The organism is Enterobacter sp. BNK-29 (assembly GCF_048684785.1).
GTDB classification, from domain to species: domain Bacteria; phylum Pseudomonadota; class Gammaproteobacteria; order Enterobacterales; family Enterobacteriaceae; genus Enterobacter; species Enterobacter cloacae_M.
In genome coordinates this window covers 3,717,164-3,739,328 of record NZ_JBLQTU010000001.1, presented here as the reverse complement: position 1 = coordinate 3,739,328, position 22,165 = coordinate 3,717,164, and the positions used below count along the sequence as shown (strand labels likewise).

Sequence of the window (22,165 nt, the reverse complement as noted above, 5' to 3'; positions counted from 1 at the left end):
GTTTATGCCGTACGGCGGGCAAACTCTTTCACTTTGAACCCCAGCACCGCGAGCGTGGCAAAGTAAGCCACCACCCCGACGCCTACCACGGCCATCAGCCGCATCAGACGATAAGGCATGGTGCCCAGGGACCACTCCGGCATCACGTACATCATGCCGAGCAGCGCGGCCGACATCACCAGTACCGCAACGATCAGACGTACCAGGAAACTTCCCCACCCCGGCTGCGGCGTAAAGATATCCTGCTTGCGCAGCTGCCAGTACAACAGCCCGGCATTCAGACAGGCCGCCAGACCAATAGACAGCGACAGGCCAGCATGCTTCAGCGGACCAATAAACGCCAGGTTCATCAGCTGGGTCATAATCAGCGTCACGATGGCAATTTTCACCGGCGTTTTGATGTCCTGACGCGAGTAGAACCCGGGCGCCAGCACCTTGACGACGATCAGCCCCATCAAGCCGACCGAGTAGGCAATCAGCGCGCGCTGGGTCATAGCGGCATCAAAGGCGGTGAATTTCCCGTACTGGAAGAGCGACACCGTCAGCGGTTTGGCCAGAATACCCAGCGCTACCGCGCTCGGCAGGGCCAGCAGGAAGCAGAGACGTAAACCCCAGTCCATCAGGCGGCAATATTCATCATGGTTGCCGCTGGCAAAGCTTTTCGACAGCGACGGCAGCAGGATGGTCCCCAGCGCCACGCCCAGCACCCCGGACGGGAACTCCATCAGACGGTCGGCGTAGTACATCCAGGAAACCGAGCCGGACACGAGGAAAGAGGCAAAGATGGTGTTAATGATAAGCGAGATCTGGCTGACGGAGACGCCGAGAATGGCGGGCCCCATCTGCTTGATCACGCGCATCGCCCCGGCATCTTTGAGATTGATGCGCGGCAGCACCAGCATGCCGATTTTTTTCAGATGCGGCAGCTGATACGCCAGCTGCAGCACGCCGCCGACGGTGACCGCCCAGGCCAGCGCCAGCACCGGCGGGTTAAAGTGCGGCGCGGCGAACAGGGCAAAACCGATCATGCTGACGTTGAGAAACGTCGGCGCAAACGCCGGAACAGAGAAGCGGTTCCAGGTGTTCAGGATCGCCCCCACCAGCGAGGCCAGCGAGATGAGCAGAATATAGGGGAAAGTAATGCGCAGCAGCTGCGAGGTCAGCGCAAATTTGTCAGCCGTATCGGCAAAACCGGGCGCGGTCACCATAATCACCCACGGCGCGGCCAGCATCCCGAGTACGGTCACCACCGCCAAAGCCAGCGTCAGCAGCCCGGAGACATAAGAAACAAAGACGCGCGTCGCGTCTTCACCCTGCTTGCTTTTATATTCTGCCAGAATGGGCACGAATGCCTGAGAAAACGCCCCTTCAGCAAAAATACGACGCAGCAGGTTCGGCAATTTGAACGCGACGAAAAAGGCGTCCGTGGCCATCCCTGCACCAAATACCCTTGCCACAATGGCGTCGCGCGCAAAACCCAGCACGCGGGAAAACATGGTCATCGAGCTGACGGCCGCCAGCGATTTTAATAAGTTCATTAACGTGAATTTCCAGAACCATACGGATTTCCAGGACGGGCAAGCGTAAGCGCCACCCGGCAAAGCCAACAAGCGGCGCTTAGTCTACCCGGATTTCAACGAATTACTATCCGCAGATGTTACAGCGAGTTATTCGCTCATGGCATCGCGCCAGAGCCTTTCCACAATGCGTTGCGCCATAATGGCCTGCTCGCCGGACGTTTCAGGAACCGTCTGATTTTGCACGCAGGTGATAAAGTGGCGGGCGCATCCTGCGAAACCGCGCTGCTCGAGGGTGCTCTGCCAGCCTGGCGCCGGGAGCGTCACCACGCCGTTGCCCTTCTCTTCCCGCCACTCGCGCATGTCCGTAATGTCGTACAGCGCGCCGTCGGTCACCGCCTGCACGGATTCACGCTGGCTTCCCGCACGACGGTGCATGCTGGTGGTAATCTGAAGATGCTCAACGGCGAAGTGGTGTTCCGCGTAGACCATCTGCCCCTGGTCATTCGTTAACAGGGTACCGCTCTTCAGCTGCGCATTACCGTTGCTCAGCCACAGCGCCGTATCCACAACGTGCAGGTAATCATCCAGAAGGGTGAAGCGCAGATCGTTTGGCCCAATGCTGTCGGTGCGGTGTTTATCCATCCGCAGCGAGGCGAGCGTGTTCGACTGCGCCTTCAGCAGCTGGTAAAGCGGCGCGAAGCGGCGGTTGAAGCCCACCATCAGCGTCAGTTTTTTGCGCGCGGCCAGCTCAATCAGCCGTTCGGCATCCTGAACATTTTCCGCCAGCGGCTTATCCACGCAGACGTGAACCCCCAAATTGAGCAGCTCGCTCACCACCTGATAGTGGGTTGCCGTTGAGGTATGTACAAAGACCGCATCACACTCGCGGGCCAGATCCTGCAAAGAGGCGGCATACGGAATGCGCCAGGTTTCGCAGATACGTTCTGCCTTTTCTCGGGTGGGTGACCATGCCCCTTGCAGGGTCCAGTCCGTCGCCGCACCTAATACAGGCAGCCAGGCTTTTTGCGCGATGCCGCCGAGCCCCACCACGCCTACGCGTAATTTTTTCACCGTCAGTCTCCCAGATGTGCCAGCAATGCATCCAGGCGCTGTTTCAGCCCGGCGACCTCGTCTTCCAGCGCCTCTACGCGCGCGGCAAGAGTGTCATTGCTTGCTGAGGATCCCGCGTCGCTCTCCGCGGTAACGGTAGCGACATCGACGTCGCCGCTGAACAGATGCATATAGCGGCTTTCACGTTTGCCCGGCTCGCGCGCCAGACGCACCACGTATAGGCCGTCTTCGCGAGAAGCCAGCCCTTCCAGGGTCTGCTCAACTTCCTGCATATCGCTGAACTCATGCATGCGGGAAGCGCGCGTGCGCAGCTCTCCCGGCGTCTGCGCCCCGCGCAGCAACAGCGTGGTTATGACCGCCACTTCCGCACTGCTCAGCTTCAGGTCGCCAAATTCGGAGTTACAGAAGCGCTGTTCGTATTTGGTCACGCGGTTGCCGAAGCCGCTGACGGTGCGCAGATAGTGGCGTTTAACCAACGCATCCAGCACGTCCTGAACCTCATGCTCGCTGAGGTTCATCACCGGCTCGCGGTTGGTCTTCTGGTTGCAGGCCATGGTTACGGCGTTGACGGAGAGCGGATACTGCTCCGGCGTGGTGACCTGTTTTTCGAGTAAGCACCCAATCACGCGCGCTTCTGTACCGTTTAGCTGATACTTCATCTTTTCTCCTTAACGACCTGCGGTCCAGTCCCGGGTGGTTAACGCCGTCAGAACGTGGTCGCGCCACTCTCCGTCTATCAGCAGATAGTCTTTGGCGTAACCCTCTTTCTCGAACCCTAAACGCGCCAGCAAATTGCCGCTGCGCTGATTATGCGGCATATAGTTCGCCATGATGCGATGGATATGCTGCGTGCGTTGCATATAGCGGATCGCCACCGTTAACGCCTCGTACATCAGCCCCTGTCCCTGCCATTTCTGGCCGATGGAGTAGCCAAGGTAGCAGGCGTGAAACGACCCGCGCACCACGTTTGAAAAATTGGCGATCCCGATAATCTCTTTCTCTTCAGGATCCAGCAGCGCGAAATAAAACGCGCTGCCCTGCTTGTGAAATTCCGTAATCATGCTGAGGCGCGCCTGCCAGCCGGAAGGGTAACAATGGCTCTCATCCCGAACGGGTTCCCAGGGTTTTAAAAACTGGCGATTCTCGGCGTAATAATCCGCCAGACGCCAGGCATCACGCTCATGCACCAGACGAACGACCAGCCTGTCCGTTGTCAGACGCACTTTTGGCACATTACTGCGATAGCCAAACATCGATACCACTCCTTCCCGTCACTTCTGCTGACCCATTAGCTTTACTATACCTGCGCCTGCGCCGTCTGTGAAAACAGTGACATACCATTTTCACCTCTTTTCACATTTTTCGATGAGAACTCTCTATCAAAGCACCCTTTTGATAAAAAAATATTGTCACCCCCGGGGGTGGGAAAAAACGCGGCGACACCGCAGAATGTTAGCGTGCTCACCTTCTTATTTTCCCTGGAGGGAAAATGTCCCGCGTATCACAGGCCAGGAGCCTGGGTAAATATTTCCTGCTCGTCGATAACATGCTGGTCGTGCTCGGCTTTTTTGTCGTTTTTCCATTGATATCGATCCGCTTTGTCGATCAGATGGGCTGGGCGGCATTAATGGTTGGCATTGCCCTGGGGTTACGCCAGTTTGTCCAGCAGGGCCTGGGGGTCTTTGGCGGGGCCATCGCCGACCGCTTTGGCGCTAAACCGATGATCGTTACCGGTATGCTGCTGCGCGCGGCAGGTTTTGCCACGATGGCGGTCGCTCAGGAGCCCTGGCTGCTCTGGTTCTCCTGTTTCCTCTCCGGTATCGGCGGCACGCTGTTCGATCCGCCGCGCACCGCGCTGGTGGTAAAGCTTATTCGCCCCCAGCACCGCGGCCGTTTCTTCTCGATTCTGATGATGCAGGACAGTGCCGGGGCGGTTATCGGCGCCCTGCTGGGAAGCTGGCTGCTGCAGTATGATTTCCGACTGGTCTGCGCCGCCGGTGCGGTGCTCTTTATTCTGTGCGCGCTGTTTAATGGCCTGTTCCTGCCCGCCTGGAAACTGTCGACGGTCAAAGCGCCGGTCCGGGAAGGTCTTGGCCGCGTCCTGCGCGACAGGCGTTTTGTCACCTATGTGTTGACCCTGACGGGCTACTACATGCTGGCTGTGCAGGTCATGCTGATGCTGCCGATCATGGTTAACGACATTGCTGGCACGCCTGCTGCCGTTAAATGGATGTACGCCATCGAAGCCGCACTTTCCCTGACGCTGCTCTATCCGATTGCCCGCTGGAGCGAACGGCGTTTTCGTCTGGAGCATCGCCTGATGGCCGGGCTGCTCCTGATGACGCTGAGCATGATGCCGATCGGTCTGGTGAACTCTCTCCAGCAGCTCTTTACGCTGATTTGCACGTTCTATATTGGCTCAATCATCGCCGAGCCTGCGCGTGAAACGCTGAGCGCCTCGCTTGCGGATGCGCGTGCGCGCGGCAGCTATATGGGTTTCAGCCGGCTCGGGCTGGCGCTTGGCGGTGCATTAGGTTACGCCGGTGGCGGCTGGTTGTTTGATGCCGGCAAAGCGTTTAACCAGCCCGAACTCCCGTGGGTGATGCTCGGCGCGGTGGGCTTTATGACGCTCCTTGCCCTGTGGTGGCAGTTCAGCCAGAAACGCAGCGCGAGCGGGATGCTCGAGCCTGGCGCGTAGCCTTTCCCTCGGGCGGGAGCCACTCCCGCCCCACTTCTCAGTTTTTTCTGCTGGTTTCTGCCAATTCACACTGACATACTGGCGTAACAGGACAGAAGCGCCGATTTTTCGTTGAGGAACACTATGAAGAAAATTGTCTTTGCCGCGGCATTAGTTGTCAGCGGCCTGCTGGTTGGCTGTAACCAGCTCACGCAATATACCGTCAGTGAACAGGAAATTAATCAGGCGCTGGAAAAACATAACAATTTCTCTAAAGACATTGGCGTGCCGGGACTGGCGGACGCGCATATCGTCCTTACGAACCTGACCAGCCAGATTGGACGTGAAGAGCCAAACAAAGTTACCCTGGCCGGTGACGCGGCTCTCGATATGTCATCCCTCTTTGGCAATCAGAAGGCCAACATCAAGCTCAAGCTGAAGGCCCTGCCCGTTTTCAACAAAGAGAAAGGGGCAATTTTCCTGCAGGAGATGGAAGTCGTCGATGCGCAGGTGTCGCCGGACAAGATGGCACCGGTTCTGCAAACCCTGATGCCCTATCTCAACCAGTCGCTGCGAAATTACTTTAACCAGCAGCCCGCGTACGTCTTAAGCGAAGACAAAAGCAAGGGTGAAGCTCTGGCGAAAAAATATGCAAAAGGTATAGAGGTGAAACCGGGAGAAATTATCATTCCTTTCACCGATTAACCTGAAGGGCGCTGCGGCGCCCTTTTTTTACGGAAAAGTGTGCAAACGAAAACGTTTCCGCTTATGATTTGTGTCCGGCAAAAACAGCCATCCTTATGACTGATTCCTGACAAGCCGGAGCTTCCATGACTGCACAACCCCAGGTTCTTAAAATCCGCCGCCCTGACGACTGGCATATCCATCTGCGCGATGGCGATATGCTGAAAACCGTCGTGCCTTATACCAGCGAAATTTATGGCCGCGCGATTGTCATGCCTAACCTGGTTCCACCAGTCACCACCGTCGATGCCGCGATTGCCTATCGCCAGCGCATCCTGGATGCCGTCCCTGCGGAACACGAATTTACCCCGTTGATGACCTGCTATCTTACCGACTCGCTGGATCCGAACGAAGTGGAGCGCGGGTTTAACGAAGGCGTATTTACGGCGGCGAAACTCTACCCGGCAAATGCCACCACCAACTCCAGCCACGGCGTCACCAGCATTGATGCCATCATGCCGGTTCTGGAACGCATGCAGAAACTGGGCATGCCGCTGCTGGTCCATGGTGAAGTCACGCATGCCGAGATTGACATCTTCGACCGTGAAGCCCGCTTTATCGAGACCGTGATGGAGCCTCTGCGCCAGCGCCTGCCCGCGCTTAAAGTGGTCTTTGAGCATATCACTACCAAAGACGCGGCAGAGTATGTGCGCGACGGCAACGATCTTATCGCCGCGACCATTACGCCACAGCACCTGATGTTTAACCGTAACCACATGCTGGTGGGCGGGGTGCGTCCTCACCTGTACTGTCTGCCTATTCTCAAGCGCAACATCCACCAGCAGGCGCTGCGCGAGCTGGTTGCCAGCGGGTTCTCCCGCGCGTTCCTCGGCACCGATTCCGCACCTCACGCCCGCCACCGCAAAGAGGCGAGCTGCGGCTGTGCAGGCTGCTTCAACGCCCCAACGGCACTGGCCAGCTACGCGACCGTCTTTGAAGAGATGAACGCGCTCGAACATTTTGAAGCGTTCTGCTCCCTTAACGGCCCGCGCTTCTACGGCCTGCCGGTCAACGACACCTTCATCGAACTGGAGCGTAAAGCGAGCCACGTTGAGGAGTCCATTGCGCTGACGGATGACACGCTGATCCCATTCCTGGCGGGCGAAACCGTTAACTGGACGGTAAAACGTTAAAAAATCAATGCCCCTTGTTGTCAAACCGATAATATACCTGTATAAATAAACAGTATATTACACAGGGGGCATTTATGCGTATTGAAGTCACCATAGCCAAAACAACCGTTCTGCCTGCCGGCGCGCTTGATGCACTGGCAGGCGAGTTATCCCGCCGTATTAACAACACCTTTCCCGACAACGCGGGTGCCGTAACGGTGCGTTACGCCGCGGCGAACAACCTCTCCGTCATTGGTGCTGCGAAAGAAGATAAAGATCGCATCAGCGAAATCCTGCAGGAAACGTGGGAAAGCGCAGACGACTGGTTTATCACAGATTAACACTGCTCCCTCATTGTGTTTTTTTGCCGGGTCGCCCCGGCTTTTTTTGTCTAAAAATCCTGCAAGTTCAAATTAATTCGGCATCTTCTTTAAAAATCGTGAACGAGATGGTGTTTTATTGTTCGAACAATCCTAAAAAGCAGAAAAATGTGTTGCCACCTGTTTATTTTTCCCGTTGGAACCCTTATTACTTGGTATACTGAAGATGCTTTCAGAAAAACATGCATTGAACCTCAAAGCCGTTGTCTTCTAACACGCATTAAGGGGGTTATAATGGAAAAGAATAGTGAAGTGATCCAGACCCATCCACTGGTTGGCTGGGATATCAGTACCGTAGATAGCTACGATGCGCTGATGCTGCGTTTGCACTACCAGACCCCGAATCAACTCAACCGTGAAGAAGCGGAAGTTGGACAGACGCTGTGGCTAACAACAGACGTCGCCCGTCAGTTTATTTCTATTTTAGAGGCAGGTATTGCAAAAATAGAATCTGGCGACTATCAGGAAAATGAGTATAAACGGCACTAAGCTTATGCCCACTTTTCTCTCTACAGGCACCCTCGCGGTGCCTTATTTATTTCTCCCTTGTCTAACCCCGCGTTGTTAATTACTCTGCTAACAAAACATCAGTTTATGAGATGCATATGAGATACGACTTAATCATTATTGGTAGCGGCTCCGTGGGTTCCGCTGCCGGTTATTACGCAACACAGGCAGGTCTGAAGGTCCTGATGATCGATGCCCACCTTCCTCCTCATTCGGAGGGCAGCCATCATGGCGATACCCGTCTCATGCGCCATGCGTATGGAGAAGGCGAGCGCTATGTGCCGCTGGTGCTTCGCGCCCAGACGCTGTGGGATGAACTGGCGACACAGACCGAAGAGCGTATTTTCGAGCGTACCGGCGTCGTCAACCTTGGCCCTGCTCATTCTGATTTTCTCGCCGGCGTCGAGCGCAGCGCAAAAGCCTTTAATCTGGATGTTGAGAAGCTGGACGCAACGGGCATTACCGCGCGCTGGCCTGAAATTACCGTCCCGGACGATTACATCGGCCTCTTTGAAGCCCACTCCGGCGTGCTGCATTGTGAAACGGCAATCAAAACCTGGATCGATCTTGCCGCGAAGGCCGGCTGTGCGCAGCTGTTTAACTGTCCGGTGGAGGCCATCGCCCATGACGAGAATGGCGTCACGGTAACGACTCTTGACGGCGACTATTCAGCGTCCCGCCTGCTCGTCAGCGCAGGAACCTGGGTCACTCGCCTGCTGCCGGAACTGCCAATCCAGCCGGTGCGCAAGGTCTTTTCCTGGTTCCAGTCGGATGGTCGCTACAGCGCGCAGAATAAATTCCCGGCCTTTACCGGCGAATTGCCGAATGGCGATCAGTTCTACGGTTTCCCTTCCGAGAAAGATGCGCTGAAAATCGGTAAACACAACGGTGGCCAGGCTATCGCCTCCCCTGAAGAGCGTAAGCCTTTTGGCGCCTGTCCACAGGATGGTTCGGAAGCCTTCTCGTTCCTGCGTACTATTCTTCCGGGCGTCGGTGGCTTGCTGTATGGCGCGGCCTGTACCTACGACAACACGCCGGATGAAGACTTTATCATTGATACGCTGCCCGGGCATGACAACGTCCTGCTGATTACCGGGCTGAGCGGCCATGGCTTTAAGTTCGCATCCGTGCTGGGCGAGATCGCCGCACAGTTTGGCCAGGGCATCGCGCCGCAGTTTGATCTGACGCCCTTCTCACTCTCGCGTTTTAACGGATAATCCGCCACGGGCTCCGGAGGTTTCGGGGCCCGTTTCATTCACACTGCATTACGGGGCGTTATGCGCAGGATCGTTAGCTTTCTGATGAATAATATTCGCGAGCATTTCATGCTCTATATCTTATTGTGGGCGCTGTTGGCCATTATTGATTTTGTTTACATTGTATTTTATTGAAAACTTTGACTGACAATAATTGACATTAATTTAGCTTTATTGAAGCTCTTTATTTTACTTGCACGAAGACATTGAATTACCTTTATCGATCCTGTTCAAAAGCGCTGAAATAAATAAAATAAAAATCAATAGACAATTATTTCAGTTGCAATGTCACATCTTCCCGTTCATTTTTACCCTTCGGTTAATATGAAAATGGACATTCTGATGCAACTGCGTAACACCTCCCGGCGCTACGGAATAATATCCGTAAGTTTGCACTGGTTATTTGCTATTGCCGTCTACGGTATGTTTGGACTTGGACTCTGGATGGTCACGCTCAGCTATTACGACGGCTGGTATCACCAGGCACCGGAGTTACATAAAAGCATTGGCGTTCTCCTGATGCTGGGTCTGGTTTTTCGCGTGATCTGGCGACATATTTCCCCGCCGCCCGCCGCGCCAAAGACCCACGGCAAATTTACCCGCGTCAGTGCCGTTGCCGCGCATATCGCGCTCTATGCGCTGCTCTTCGCCATTCTGATTAGCGGCTACCTTATCTCGACGGCGGACGGTAAGCCGATTAGCGTCTTTGGCCTTTTTGACGTCCCGGCAACGCTCAGCGATGCGGGCGCTCAGGCTGACACCGCCGGGGTCGTTCACCTCTGGCTTGCGTGGAGCGTCGTGATCCTGTCCGTGCTGCACGGGCTTGCCGCCCTCAAACACCATTTTATTGATAAAGACGATACGCTAAAGCGCATGCTTGGCCGCTCGTCAGTTGACTCTGGAGCATAAAATGAAAAAACACCTGCTGGGTATCGCCCTGGGATCTCTGTTATTCACCGCCGGTTCCGCCGTGGCGGCCGATTATAAAATTGATAAAGAGGGCCAGCACGCTTTCGTCAATTTCCGTATTCAGCACCTGGGATACAGCTGGCTGTACGGTACCTTTAAGGATTTTGACGGCACATTCACCTTTGACGAGAAAAATCCTGCCGCCGACAAGGTCAGCGTGACCATTAATACTAACAGCGTGGATACCAATCATGCTGAACGTGATAAACATCTGCGCAGTGGCGAATTCCTCAATGTCGGGAAATACCCACAGGCTACTTTTACCTCCACGGAAGTGAAAAACGAGGGTGATAAGCTGAATATTACCGGCAACCTGACGCTTAACGGCGTAACAAAACCGGTCACGCTTAATGCTAAATTACTGGGTCAGGGTGACGATCCGTGGGGCGGTAAACGCGCAGGATTTGAAGCGGCGGGTAAAATTCACCTGAAAGATTTTAATATCACAACGGATTTAGGCCCGGCGTCTCAGGACGTTGAGCTGATTATTTCCGTTGAAGGTGTACAGCAGAAATCATAATAGATTCGCCCGGCAGGCTTTTGCCGTGCCGGGCGTTATTATCATTCCGGGTCAGGGATACCCAGTTTGGTATTCAGACGGCCGCGTGATTTATTAAAAATCTTGTTGCCGTTTTCACGTCCTGCGCGACGGCGACGCTGCTCTTCTTCCGGCAGGATGCTCTCTTCGCTGCACAGTTCGCTGCAGCAGCCGTTAAACTTCTCGGCACAGGCCGGGCACTGAATGAACAGCAGATGGCACCCGTCATTTTTGCAGTTGGTGTGGGTATCGCACGGTGCGCCGCACTGGTGGCACTGGGCAATAACGTCTTCCGAGATACGCTCACCCATACGCTCGTCAAAGACAAAGTTTTTCCCGATAAAGCGCACCGGTAAACCCTGCTCGCGGGCGCGGCGGGCGTACTCGATAATGCCGCCTTCAATATGCCAGACCTTATTAAAGCCATTGTGCTTCATCCACGCGCTGGCTTTCTCACAGCGGATACCGCCGGTGCAGTACATAACGATCTTTTTATCTTTATGTTCCTGCATCATCTCAACCGCTTTGGGCAGTTGCTCGCGGAAGGTGTCGGCCGGGATTTCCATCGCGTTCTCGAAATGCCCCACTTCGTACTCATAGTGGTTACGCATATCAATGAACACGGCATCCGGATCGTCCAGCATCGCATTCACTTCCGCTGCCTTGAGATATTCACCGACATCCGCCGGGTTAAACTCAGGATCGTCGATACCGTCCGCCACGATGCGCTCACGCACCTTCATGCGCAGCACCCAGAAGGATTTCCCGTCATCGTCCAGAGCAATGTTCAGGCGCAAGCCGTCGAGGGCCGGATCGAACTGATAAAGCACGTCGCGGAAGGCGCTGACTTTGCTTTCCGGTACGCTAATTTGCGCGTTAATGCCTTCACGGGCAAGGTAGACGCGGCCGAAGACGTTCAGGGCCGTGAACGCCTGATAAAGCGCATCGCGGGTCGCCTGCGGATCGTCGATCGTGAAGTATTTATAGAAAGAGATGGTTGTGCGCGGTTCGGTTTCAGCCAACATACGCGCTTTCAACATCTCATTCGACACGCGGTTGTGTAACACTGGCATGGTGTACAGTCCTGGAATCGTTAGAGAGAATTAAAAATCGGTCGGCATCATATAGCAAACAAAACCAATTTACATCCACACAATTTACGCTACATTTCACACACCCTGATTAATCAGGCTTAACAATTGCTGTATTCGTGCACGCTTCGAAAGCAGATATTTTGGCTATGTCTCAAAAAATGAGACACTAGCAAAACAGGACGTTTGAACACAGGAAAGACATGACCCAGTTACCAAAATTTACTGCCGCCCTTTTGCATCCCCGCTATTGGTTGACCTGGCTTGGCATCGGCTTTTTATGGCTTCTGGTACAGCTTCCCTACCCTGTTATTTTTCGGTTGGGTAAATTTCTGGGCCGTTTCGCGCAACTGTTTATGAAGCGTCGCGCCAGAATCGCGTACCGCAATCTTGAGCTCTGTTTTCCGCAGATGAGCGAGCCAGAGCGTCACGATATGGTCGCGAAGAATTTCGAATCCGTCGGGATGGGGCTTATGGAGACCGGCATGGCGTGGTTTTGGCCGGACAAACGCATGGCCCGCTGGAGCGAGGTGACGGGAACCGGCATGGAGCCTGTGCATACGCTTCAGGCCAACCAGACGGGCGTTTTGCTGATCGGAGTCCATTTCCTTACGCTGGAAATCGGGGCGCGCATGTTCGGCATGCAGGCGCCGGGCATTGGCGTTTATCGTCCTAACGATAACCCGGTCATCGATTTAATCCAGACCAACGGCCGCATGCGCTCCAACAAAAGCATGATCGACCGTAAGGATCTGAAGGGGATGATCCGCGCGCTGAAATCCGGTGAAGTGGTCTGGTATGCCCCCGACCACGACTATGGCCCACAGGCCAGCGTATTTGTTCCCTTCTTCGCCGTTGAAGAGGCCGCCACAACGACCGGTACCTGGATGCTGGCGCGCATGTCCAAAGCCGCCATCGTGCCTTTTGTTCCCCGCCGTAAGCCGGATGGTTCAGGCTACGAGCTGATGATGCTGGAGCCGGAACTCGCGCCGCCGCTCGATGATGCGGAAACCACCGCACGCTGGATGAACAGCGTTGTGGAGAAGTGCATCATGCTGGCGCCCGAGCAGTATATGTGGCTGCACCGCCGTTTTAAAACGCGTCCACAAGGCACGCCGTCCCGCTATTAATCCTCATGCGGTCCTCAGGGCCGCATGCCGTTTTAGCTTTAAAAGCTCCTCGTCATTGCGGCAATCATAACCCAGGCGCATAATTAGCAGGCTTATTACTTTATGCTTCAGGTGCTCTGCACCTCATTATGCGGATAGTTATGTCACCCTCAGATGCCCCCATAAACTGGAAGCGTAACCTCGCGGTTGCGTGGCTTGGCTGTTTTCTTACCGGCGCGGCCTTTAGCCTGGTTATGCCCTTCCTGCCGCTCTACGTCGAACAGCTAGGCGTGACGGGCCACAGCGCGCTCAATATGTGGTCCGGTCTGGTATTCAGCATCACGTTTCTCTTTTCCGCGATGGCCTCGCCCTTCTGGGGCGGCCTTGCCGATCGCAAGGGACGTAAAATCATGCTGCTGCGTTCGGCGCTGGGGATGGCCATTATCATGGCGCTGATGGGCGTGGCGCAGAACGTCTGGCAGTTTCTGATCCTGCGCGCGCTGCTGGGCCTGCTGGGAGGATTTATTCCCAACGCGAATGCTCTGATTGCCACGCAAATTCCCCGCCATAAGAGCGGCTGGGCGCTAGGAACACTCTCCACCGGCGGCGTGAGCGGTGCTCTGCTTGGACCGCTGGCCGGTGGATTACTGGCGGATAACTACGGCCTGCGCCCGGTCTTCTTTATCACCGCCAGCGTGTTGTTCCTGTGCTTTATCGTCACCCTGCTCTGTATCCGGGAAAACTTCACGCCTGTCGCCAAAAAAGAGATGCTCCACGCCAGAGAGGTGCTGACCTCGCTCAAAAATCCCAGACTGGTGCTGAGCCTGTTCGTGACGACAATGATTATCCAGGTGGCTACCGGGTCGATTGCCCCTATTCTGACGCTGTACGTTCGCGACCTGGCGGGTAACGTCAGCAATATTGCGTTCATCAGCGGGCTGATTGCTTCCGTACCCGGCGTGGCGGCGCTGCTGAGCGCCCCGAGGCTCGGAAAACTGGGGGACCGGGTGGGTCCGGAAAAAATACTGATCTGCGCGCTGGTGATCTCCGTCCTGCTGCTTATCCCGATGTCGATGGTGCAAACGCCATGGCAGCTGGGCGTCCTGCGCTTTTTGCTGGGAGCCGCCGACGGCGCATTGCTTCCCGCCGTACAGACCCTGCTGGTTTACAACTCCACGAACCAGATTGCCGGGCGTATTTTCAGCTATAACCAGTCATTCCGCGATATCGGTAACGTCACCGGACCGCTGCTCGGAGCCGGGATCTCCGCCAGCTTCGGTTTTCGCGCCGTCTTTATCGTGACGGCGGGCGTCGTGTTGTTCAATGCCATTTATTCATGGTTCAGTTTATCCCGCGCGCTGCGGCCCGTGACGGAATAAGACGAACGCCTGACAGCTTATTTTCGCATTCATACTTGCAGAATCTTATATTCAGCTATTCTTTCCCTGAAACCTTCTGGAAAACAGGGAGACACCAATGACCATGTACGCCACGCTGGAAGAAGCTATTGATGCCGCTCGTGAAGAGTTCCTCGCCGACAACCCCGGCGTTGAAGAAGAAGATGCTGACGTGCAACAGCTTAATATCCAAAAATACGTTCTGCAGGATGGAGATATTATGTGGCAGGCCGAATTCTTTGCCGATGAAGGTGAAGAAGGGGAATGTTTGCCGATATTAAGTGGTGAAGGTGCGCAGGCCGTCTTTGATGGCGACTATGACGAAATCGAACTTCGGCAGGAATGGCTGGAAGAGAACACCCTGCACGAGTGGGATGAGGGTGAGTTTCAGCTCGAGCCGCCGCTGGATACGGAAGAAGGTCAAACCGCAGCCGATGAGTGGGACGAGCGTTAATTTACGCTATTCGTAAGGGCCGTGGCTGGCGTCGATCGGCAGCAACAGCGTGTCGAAAATCAGCGAGAACGGCAGATCGAGCACGGTCAGGTAGCGCCATGCGGAATCACGAAGATCCCATTTCACGCCCGGGTAATACTGATTTCCGTGGCCTTGCCCTGGAATGGTGCGACTGATGATACTGCCGCAGCCGCTGAGCAGGCATGCCATCATAACGACGATGATTATTCTCATCTTTAACCTCTAAAAAAATACCGGCGATTAAGCCGGTATTTTATCTGGCGGGTGGCGATTCGCTTACCCGCCCCTTTTTAACAACTTACTTCGCCTTCAGCGCGAGCGGGTTCAGCTTCACGTCTTTATAGTAGTTCACCCACGAAGAGTATTTCTCCGGAGCGGACCACACGCGGTAGTGAAGACGCGCCATAGTCACCGGGTCGCTCAACAGCACCAGACGACGGTCACGGTTGAGTTTTTCCGGGGTCTCGTTTAGCGCCTGCTCAACGTGACGATCGCGGGCAATCTCCAGCACCTGGCTGGCGCGGTGACGCGCAGTCGCCATTGCCGTTGCCAGGGCGTTGAATGACGGGTTAAACACGGCGTGCATGAAGCCGTCATCCAGCGAGCGACTGCGGTTCTGTTCCAGGTAACGATCGGTATCCACCAGCACCTGCGGCGGGGAATACTCTTCCGGGATCAGGAACAGTTTCCAGCGTTTGGTTCGCAGCCCCACCGTTGAACGGCTGGAAATCACGGACACAAATGGCGACAGGATCAGCGAGAAGACAATCGGCGCCAGCCAGAACAGGAAGCGCAGATCCAGCCAGGCCATCCCGGCCGCCCACACCAGACCCAGCAGCAGCTGAGAACCGTGGCGCATAAAGGCTTCACCCCACGGCGTGGAGTCATCATCACGCTGCGGTGAGTTCCAGACCACTTCCCAGCCCAGGAACGCACTGACCACAAACACGGTGTGGAACAGCATACGTACCGGCGCCAGCAGGACGGAGAACAGCACTTCCAGCAGCAGAGAAAGGGTCACGCGGAAGAAACCGCCGTACTCTTTCGAGCCTTTGCACCAGATAAGGATGATACTGAGCAGCTTAGGCAGGAACAGCAGCACCATGGTGGAGGCAAACAGCGCAATCGCCAGCTCCGGACGCCACTGCGGCCACACCGGGAACAGCTGACGCGGTTGCAGGAAGTATTGCGGCTCCGTCAGGGCATGAACCACCTGTAAGGCAGTCGACAGCGCCAGGAACATAAACCACAGCGGTGCAGAGAGATAGGACATCACGCCGGTCAGGAACACCGCACGGTGAACCGGGTGCATCCCTTTAACCAGGAACAGGCGGAAGTTCATCAGGTTACCGTGACACCAGCGGCGGTCGCGCTTGAGCTCGTCCAGAAGGTTCGGCGGCAGCTCTTCGTACGATCCCGGCAGGTCGTAGGCAATCCAGACGCCCCAGCCAGCACGACGCATCAGCGCCGCTTCTACGAAGTCGTGCGACAGAATAGAACCGGCAAACGAACCCTCACCCGGCAGCGGCGCCAGCGCACAGTGTTCAATGAACGGCTTCACGCGGATAATGGCGTTGTGGCCCCAGTAGTGCGATTCACCCAGCTGCCAGAAGTGCAGACCCGCCGTAAACAGCGGCCCGTAAACACGGGTGGCGAACTGCTGGCAGCGCGCATAGAGCGTGTCCATACCGGACGCTTTTGGCGAAGACTGAATGATACCCGCGTTAGGGTTGGCTTCCATCAGGCGCACCAGACCGCTCAGGCAGTCTCCGCTCATGACGGAGTCAGCATCCAGCACCACCATGTAGCTGTACTGGTTACCCCAGCGACGGCAGAAGTCATCGATGTTACCGCTTTTACGCTTCACGCGACGACGGCGGCGGCGGTAGAAGATCTGGCCTTCGCCCTGCACTTCTGCAATCAGCTCCATCCACGCTTTTTGTTCCGCAACGCAGATATCCGGGTTGTAGCTGTCGCTCAGGATGTAAACGTCGAAATGCTCCGCGTTGCCGGTCGCCTTCACGGACTCCCAGGTCGCACGCAGGCCCGCAAATACGCGGTCAACGTCTTCGTTACAGATAGGCATAATCAGCGCGGTACGGTGCTCGGGATTGAGGGGTTCATCCCCGACCGTTGACGCTGAAATGCTGTATTTGTCACGCCCCATGAGCAGCTGCAGGAAGCCCATCAACGCGGTCCAGAAACCGGCCGAGACCCAGCAGAAGAGGACCGCGAACAGCAGGAGAATGCCGCTCTGCAGGATATACGGCAGCAGCTGCATGAAGGAGACCCAAAGATCCTGGCCCATCATGTCCGTCGGATTGATAAACGCCCAGCCCTGGTAAGGCAGGATAGTTTTCATGTACCAGGTCGCGACGACCGTCTGCGCAAGCGTCAGAAGCAGCAGGATATAGCGACGGATTGTCCCGACGGTACGCCATTTCTGTTCGGAGGCCTGCTCTTCTTTCGTCAGGCGCGACAGATAGCGCGGCGTCACATCACGCCCGCGCAGGCGATCCCAGAAGCGGCCCACCGGGTTGGTGCGCCATGGATCGGGGAACATAGAGGAACGCGTAGCCTTCGGCATCGCCTGAAGCTGATCGCGTCCTTCATCGTCTTTAATCAACTGCCCTTCCGCCAGCGAGTCCGGCCAGGCCTGCTCCAGACGCGCCTTGACTGACCCGAGCGGCGTATCATCATCACGGGAAAACGTATGATGTTCACCATCCAGCGCGGTGTGAACCGCGCGGATGTCGCTCTTTGGCAGTGCCGCTTTTTCGATATCCGTCAGCGGCATGGCATCAATATATTCAGATGTATTATTCATTGGCAGGTAGCTGATAGCTCCAGGTTTCACTCAGCGGCTGATCGTTACTGACCAGCGCAGCACGCATTTCAGTGGTCTGTTTCGGATCTTTCACTTTCACGCGCAGGGTCAGACGCCAGCCTTTGGTTACCGGGTTGTAACGCACGGTATTCTCAACGATTTCACCGTTATCACCGATGCTGGCCTGAGCGGCAACGGCGGTGTCCGGTGACAGTTTCTTCATATCCTGGCCTGTGAAGTCCACGACAAACGCCACGGTACCGTCAGGCTGACGGATAAGATTAGACTGCTTCACATCACCCGTTGAGCGGCGAGTCTGCATTACATACGCGTTATCCGGCGCATGCAGCTTATCTTCGTCACGGCTGAAGGTAATGGTGTACTTGAAGTTCATCTCTTTACCGGCTTCCGGCAGCTGATCCGGCGTCCAGTAAGCGACGATGTTATCGTTGGTTTCGTCGTTGGTTGGAATTTCTACCAGCTCGACCTTGCCTTTACCCCAGTCACCGTTTGGCGTGACCCAGGCGCTTGGACGCTGGTCATAGCGATCGTCCAAATCTTCAAAGCGGGAGAACTGACGACCACGCTGCAGCAGGCCAAAACCTTGCGGGTTTTCCATTGCGAAGCTGCTAACCGCCAGATGTTTCGGGTTATTCAGCGGACGCCAGATCCACTCACCGTTACCGGCATGAATAGACAGACCGTTGGAGTCGTGCAGTTCCGGGCGGAAGTTGGTAGCCGGAGACGGCTGGTTCGGCCCGAACAGGAACATACTGGTCAACGGCGCAACGCCCAGCTTGCCCACTTTATCACGCAGGTAAACCTTGGACTGCACGTCAACTACCGTGTCACGACCCGGCATAATCACAAAGCGATAGGCACCGGTTGCACGCGGGGAATCCAGGAGTGCATAAATGGTCAGACGCTTATCCGTTGGTTTTGGACGTTCAATCCAGAACTCACGGAAACGTGGGAACTCTTCACCTGATGGCAGCGCGGTATCAATAGCCAGACCGCGCGCAGAAAGCCCGTACACCTGCCCCGCGCCAATGACGCGGAAATAGCTGGCTCCAAGCATGCTGACGATTTCGTCGTTTTTATCTTTGCTGTTGATTGGGTAAAGCACCTTAAAGCCTGCGAAGCCCAGGTCTTTCACCGTATCTTTGTCGTGTTGCACATTGCCAAAATTGAAGTAATCCGGGCTGTACTTGATCTTACGTACCGCGGTTGCCGTCACTTCATTGATGGCAACAGGCGTGTCGAAGTACATACCCTGATGATAAAATTCAAGCTTGAACGGGGTTTTAATATTGCTCCAGTACGCTTTGTCGTGATTGAACTGGATCTGCTGATAGTCCGCATACTTCATGTCGCGGAAAACGGAGGGCAAGTTACTTTTCGGCGCTTCGTAGCTCTTGCCTGCCATCGATTTTGCCTGTTTTGCGACATCGTCGATGTTAAAGGCCAGTGCCGATGAGGTATACAGTGATAACACCACTGCAGCACCCAACCAACGCATTTTCATCATCTGTGGTTTATGTTTCATAATAAGTAAGCACTTCCCCCTTTGTGTGCTTATATCGATCCGATCCATTTTAATGGAAACTCAGGCAATCCGACAACATTATCACTGCTTTGTTCAGCTGCTGGCTCATGGATTAAGCAAATGAAAGAACCCGCTATTCACTTTGCGTGCTTATCCTGGAGACAGGGTGTCGGTCTTGGTGTAGGGTTGGCTTCGAATGTAACCATTATGAGTCTTAGGGATAAGACGAAAAGTCTGAGAATGCACAACGTTATATGAGCACAACACCAACAGAACGTGAATATTTCCTCGACTCGATCAGGGCCTGGCTGATGCTATTGGGGATCCCCTTTCACATTTCACTGATTTACTCCAGCCACACCTGGCATGTGAATAGCCAGATGCCCTCCTGGTGGCTGACGCTGTTTAATGACTTTATTCACGCCTTCCGTATGCAGGTGTTCTTCGTCATATCCGGCTATTTTTCTTACATGCTGTTTCTGCGATACCCGCTCAAGCGCTGGTGGAAAGTGCGCGTAGAGCGCGTGGGGATCCCCATGCTGACCGCAATTCCACTGCTGACGCTGCCTCAGTTCATTATGTTGCAATACGTCAAAGGCAAAGCGGAGAACTGGCCAAATCTGTCGCTGTATGAAAAGTACAATACGCTGGTCTGGGAGCTGGTGTCTCACCTGTGGTTCCTGCTGGTCCTGGTGGTGCTCACAACGGTGAGCCTGTTGATTTTCAGCCGCCTGCGCCACCGTCTGAGTACAAAAGCCGACACCTTCTTCGCCAACGTTACGATGGGCAAACTGTCAGTGCTCTTCTTGCTGTTGGGGATTGCCTATGCCGCCGTGCGCCGAACGCTGCTTATCGTCTACCCGCCGATTTTGAGCGACGGGTTATTTAATTTTGTGGTGATGCAGTCACTGTTCTACATTCCGTTCTTTTTAATCGGCGCGCTGGCCTTTATTCATCCGAAGCTTAAGTCGCTGTTTGTCACCCCGTCACCGTGGTGCGCGCTGGGGGCAAGCCTCGCGTTCGCGGCCTATCTGCTGAATCAGCGCTACGGCAGCGGCGATGCCTGGATGTATGAAACGGAAAGCGTGATCACTATGCTGCTTGGGCTGTGGATGGTGAACGTGGTATTCGCGCTGGGCCACCGCTTGCTGAACTTTAAGTCCAGTCGCGTGACCTACTTCGTTAATGCGTCACTGTTTATCTATCTGGTGCATCATCCGTTGACGCTTTTCTTCGGGGCTTACATCACACCGCACATCGCTTCCAACACGCTGGGGTTCTTTACCGGGCTGGTGTTTGTTGTAGGGGTAGCAATCGTACTCTACGAAATCCATCTGCGGATCCCGCTCCTGCGCTTCCTCTTTTCAGGAAAACCACAGGCAAAAGCCTCATAAATCCCGCGGCGCATCAGATGCGCCGCGTTTGCATCAGCTCTCCAGTTCTTGTCTGCGCTGAGTCAGAAGCCGCTGATAAAGATGCGTGGTGTCGTCGTCGAAACAGACAAAAATCACCTTCTCTGGCAGCGGTTTTAACGACAAATAGCGGTAAACCGTTTCTACGGCAATCGTTGCGGCAGCGGCCTTAGGGTAACCATACACGCCTGTGCTGATGGCCGGAAACGCCATCGTTTTATAACCATTGTCGGCGGCAAGTCGCAGACAGTTCCGGTAAGCCTCTTCCAGAATACTCGCTTCGTGCTGATCCCCGCCATGCCAGACAGGCCCTACGGCGTGAATTACCGCTCTCGCAGGCAGATTGCCCGCCAGCGTAATCACCGCGTGACCGGGAGGACATTCGCCCTGCTGTTGGCGCACGGTTTTACAGGCTTCCAGCAGCTGCGGTCCGGCAGCCCGGTGAATAGCCCCGTCCACGCCGCCCCCTCCCATCAGGGATGGATTGGCCGCATTGACGATGACATCGACGTGCACTGTCGTAATATCGCCATGAATAATTTCAATTTGCGGTTTCATAAAGCCCCTCTGCAACCCGCCATTTTCTTAAGTGTATCGCAGAGGAGACCGGGAGAAAAAACTATCAGAAAAAATCCTCTTTCACCGCAGGGCGCGAGAACGCGCACTAGCGATACTGGATTTCGACAACCGCGAGCGTTTTTTCAGGATTAAGGTATTTCATATTGAGCGTTGCCAGGTTTGAGTCGCTCACTTTCCCGTTGAGCGCCTCTGCATAGCTGACCATACGCGTTTGCATACGGTTATTATTTGGACATGACATTGCAATCTGTTGCTTCTGGGGGGCGACTTCACAGGGGTCGGCAACAATAGCACCGCGGAAATGAATGACGCCACCGTCAACAACCGTGGCCGAATAAGCCGGGATACTCAAAGCTGAAACGACCAGACCCAGACCTGCCACGAGTCGAGCAAAATAGTTGTTCATTATAGGTACTCCTCAATGAAAATCGTCCATGAGGGGTAAACGCGCTTCATTTATTAGGGCAAACGAAGTTTCACGTTACGGAACATAACGACCAGGTCCGTGATATCAGCATAGCTCAACGGTACAGACCCGCCATATTCTCAACTCATTGATTTCGTGAATGTTTAGAGCGAGCGTTCCGTTGGCGACCACTGTTGTGATAAATGTAGCGATTTACCGTCTGAAACGGTGACAACGATTTTCACCGTGTCTCCCGCGCTAATATTTAAACTCAGGCGCATTAAATCAATCGTCTGATTAGCGGGTATAAAAAGTGTGTTTTGCTGCCGGGAAGAACTTTGCCCCCCCTGCCCTTCTCGTAAAGAAACAATCTGAACCTGACAATCACACGACTGCGCCAGAGTGACCTGAGGAATAATGGTGGTCATATTTTCCTGCTGTGACGTTTTGAAGGTAATCTGGCTAGAAAGCGCGGCAAGGAGAATTAAGGTATTCATGATGAACTCCCGAAAAAAAACAGGGCATCAGCCCTGTTTTTTTGTAGTACAG

24 protein-coding genes are annotated in these 22,165 nt (G+C 54.9%); 13 read left to right on the top strand and 11 right to left on the bottom strand.

The genetic code is table 11. The features are described 5' to 3' along the window. Positions 1-2 precede the first annotated feature (2 nt). The 4 genes from murJ to rimJ form a co-directional block, all read right to left on the bottom strand. Positions 3-1,538: a murein biosynthesis integral membrane protein MurJ gene (gene murJ / locus ACMGGX_RS17840; RefSeq protein WP_023311131.1), complete on the bottom strand. Its 1,536-nt coding sequence runs from the start codon at positions 1,536-1,538 to the stop codon at positions 3-5. Between the two features lie 129 nt (positions 1,539-1,667). After that, on the bottom strand, positions 1,668-2,591 hold the full coding sequence (locus tag ACMGGX_RS17835; protein WP_348560900.1) for a Gfo/Idh/MocA family oxidoreductase: 924 nt from the start codon (positions 2,589-2,591) through the stop codon (positions 1,668-1,670). Positions 2,592-2,593: 2 nt separating this feature from the next. Then, positions 2,594-3,250: a YceH family protein gene (locus ACMGGX_RS17830; RefSeq protein WP_420298677.1), complete on the bottom strand. Its 657-nt coding sequence runs from the start codon at positions 3,248-3,250 to the stop codon at positions 2,594-2,596. Positions 3,251-3,259: 9 nt separating this feature from the next. Continuing rightward, positions 3,260-3,844: a ribosomal protein S5-alanine N-acetyltransferase gene (gene rimJ, locus ACMGGX_RS17825; protein ID WP_008500822.1), complete on the bottom strand. Its 585-nt coding sequence runs from the start codon at positions 3,842-3,844 to the stop codon at positions 3,260-3,262. A 236-nt stretch (positions 3,845-4,080) separates the two neighbouring features. Between rimJ and mdtH the strand changes: the two genes are divergently transcribed. From mdtH to ACMGGX_RS17780, 9 genes are all read left to right on the top strand, one after another. Then, positions 4,081-5,289, top strand: coding sequence for a multidrug efflux MFS transporter MdtH (gene mdtH / locus ACMGGX_RS17820; protein ID WP_348560898.1), 1,209 nt, complete (start codon positions 4,081-4,083; stop codon positions 5,287-5,289). A gap of 123 nt (positions 5,290-5,412) precedes the next feature. Beyond that, positions 5,413-5,973 carry a lipoprotein gene (locus tag ACMGGX_RS17815; protein ID WP_029740355.1) on the top strand — a complete coding sequence of 187 codons (561 nt, stop codon included), beginning with the start codon at positions 5,413-5,415 and terminating at the stop codon, positions 5,971-5,973. A gap of 125 nt (positions 5,974-6,098) precedes the next feature. Continuing rightward, positions 6,099-7,145, top strand: coding sequence for a dihydroorotase (gene pyrC, locus ACMGGX_RS17810; RefSeq protein WP_348560897.1), 1,047 nt, complete (start codon positions 6,099-6,101; stop codon positions 7,143-7,145). A gap of 74 nt (positions 7,146-7,219) precedes the next feature. Further along, on the top strand, positions 7,220-7,465 hold the full coding sequence (gene dinI, locus ACMGGX_RS17805; RefSeq protein ID WP_008500826.1) for a DNA damage-inducible protein I: 246 nt from the start codon (positions 7,220-7,222) through the stop codon (positions 7,463-7,465). 273 nt (positions 7,466-7,738) lie between these two features. Further along, a complete protein-coding gene (gene bssS / locus ACMGGX_RS17800) occupies positions 7,739-7,993 on the top strand; it encodes a biofilm formation regulator BssS (protein WP_008500827.1) in 255 nt (84 codons plus the stop codon). A gap of 116 nt (positions 7,994-8,109) precedes the next feature. Continuing rightward, a complete protein-coding gene (gene solA / locus ACMGGX_RS17795) occupies positions 8,110-9,228 on the top strand; it encodes an N-methyl-L-tryptophan oxidase (RefSeq protein WP_348560896.1) in 1,119 nt (372 codons plus the stop codon). A gap of 60 nt (positions 9,229-9,288) precedes the next feature. Beyond that, positions 9,289-9,402 (top strand): YceO family protein, encoded by a 114-nt coding sequence (locus ACMGGX_RS17790; protein ID WP_032638658.1) that lies wholly within the window; start codon positions 9,289-9,291, stop codon positions 9,400-9,402. A 207-nt stretch (positions 9,403-9,609) separates the two neighbouring features. Beyond that, on the top strand, positions 9,610-10,176 hold the full coding sequence (locus ACMGGX_RS17785; RefSeq protein ID WP_126794676.1) for a cytochrome b: 567 nt from the start codon (positions 9,610-9,612) through the stop codon (positions 10,174-10,176). Position 10,177: 1 nt separating this feature from the next. Next, positions 10,178-10,756 carry a YceI family protein gene (locus ACMGGX_RS17780; protein WP_420298676.1) on the top strand — a complete coding sequence of 193 codons (579 nt, stop codon included), beginning with the start codon at positions 10,178-10,180 and terminating at the stop codon, positions 10,754-10,756. A gap of 41 nt (positions 10,757-10,797) precedes the next feature. Here ACMGGX_RS17780 and ACMGGX_RS17775 read toward each other — a convergent pair whose 3' ends face one another. After that, positions 10,798-11,847, bottom strand: coding sequence for a rhodanese-related sulfurtransferase (locus ACMGGX_RS17775; protein ID WP_039261862.1), 1,050 nt, complete (start codon positions 11,845-11,847; stop codon positions 10,798-10,800). A 221-nt stretch (positions 11,848-12,068) separates the two neighbouring features. Here ACMGGX_RS17775 and ACMGGX_RS17770 point away from each other — a divergent pair, with 221 nt between their 5' ends. The 3 genes from ACMGGX_RS17770 to ACMGGX_RS17760 all read left to right on the top strand — a co-directional run bounded on the left by ACMGGX_RS17770 (position 12,069) and on the right by ACMGGX_RS17760 (position 14,825). Further along, positions 12,069-12,995, top strand: a complete 927-nt coding sequence (locus tag ACMGGX_RS17770) for a Kdo(2)-lipid IV(A) acyltransferase (RefSeq protein WP_023311120.1) — start codon at positions 12,069-12,071, stop codon at positions 12,993-12,995. Positions 12,996-13,135: 140 nt separating this feature from the next. Then, complete coding sequence (gene mdtG / locus ACMGGX_RS17765; protein WP_048979209.1) at positions 13,136-14,353, top strand: multidrug efflux MFS transporter MdtG; 1,218 nt, start codon at positions 13,136-13,138, stop codon at positions 14,351-14,353. Positions 14,354-14,450: 97 nt separating this feature from the next. Further along, entirely contained in the window at positions 14,451-14,825 is a 375-nt protein-coding gene (locus tag ACMGGX_RS17760; protein ID WP_023311118.1) for a MysB family protein, read from the top strand. 6 nt (positions 14,826-14,831) lie between these two features. On the opposite strand, the gene ACMGGX_RS17755 is transcribed toward ACMGGX_RS17760, so the two are convergent. From ACMGGX_RS17755 to mdoG, 3 genes are all read right to left on the bottom strand, one after another. After that, on the bottom strand, positions 14,832-15,059 hold the full coding sequence (locus ACMGGX_RS17755; protein WP_024908995.1) for a YceK/YidQ family lipoprotein: 228 nt from the start codon (positions 15,057-15,059) through the stop codon (positions 14,832-14,834). Positions 15,060-15,144: 85 nt separating this feature from the next. Continuing rightward, entirely contained in the window at positions 15,145-17,673 is a 2,529-nt protein-coding gene (gene mdoH, locus ACMGGX_RS17750) for a glucans biosynthesis glucosyltransferase MdoH (RefSeq protein WP_023311116.1), read from the bottom strand. Next, positions 17,666-19,219 (bottom strand): glucans biosynthesis protein MdoG, encoded by a 1,554-nt coding sequence (mdoG, locus tag ACMGGX_RS17745; protein WP_021240787.1) that lies wholly within the window; start codon positions 19,217-19,219, stop codon positions 17,666-17,668. Before mdoG ends, mdoH begins: the two co-directional genes overlap by 8 nt. Positions 19,220-19,473: 254 nt before the next feature. Here mdoG and mdoC point away from each other — a divergent pair, with 254 nt between their 5' ends. Next, positions 19,474-20,613 (top strand): glucans biosynthesis protein MdoC, encoded by a 1,140-nt coding sequence (gene mdoC / locus ACMGGX_RS17740; protein WP_023311114.1) that lies wholly within the window; start codon positions 19,474-19,476, stop codon positions 20,611-20,613. 33 nt (positions 20,614-20,646) lie between these two features. On the opposite strand, the gene ymdB is transcribed toward mdoC, so the two are convergent. The 3 genes from ymdB to csgC all read right to left on the bottom strand — a co-directional run bounded on the left by ymdB (position 20,647) and on the right by csgC (position 22,113). After that, positions 20,647-21,189: an O-acetyl-ADP-ribose deacetylase gene (ymdB, locus tag ACMGGX_RS17735; protein WP_023311113.1), complete on the bottom strand. Its 543-nt coding sequence runs from the start codon at positions 21,187-21,189 to the stop codon at positions 20,647-20,649. A 106-nt stretch (positions 21,190-21,295) separates the two neighbouring features. Then, positions 21,296-21,616 (bottom strand): type 1 fimbrial protein, encoded by a 321-nt coding sequence (locus ACMGGX_RS17730; protein WP_420298675.1) that lies wholly within the window; start codon positions 21,614-21,616, stop codon positions 21,296-21,298. A gap of 164 nt (positions 21,617-21,780) precedes the next feature. After that, positions 21,781-22,113 carry a curli assembly chaperone CsgC gene (gene csgC, locus ACMGGX_RS17725; protein ID WP_023311111.1) on the bottom strand — a complete coding sequence of 111 codons (333 nt, stop codon included), beginning with the start codon at positions 22,111-22,113 and terminating at the stop codon, positions 21,781-21,783. Positions 22,114-22,165: the final 52 nt, after the last annotated feature.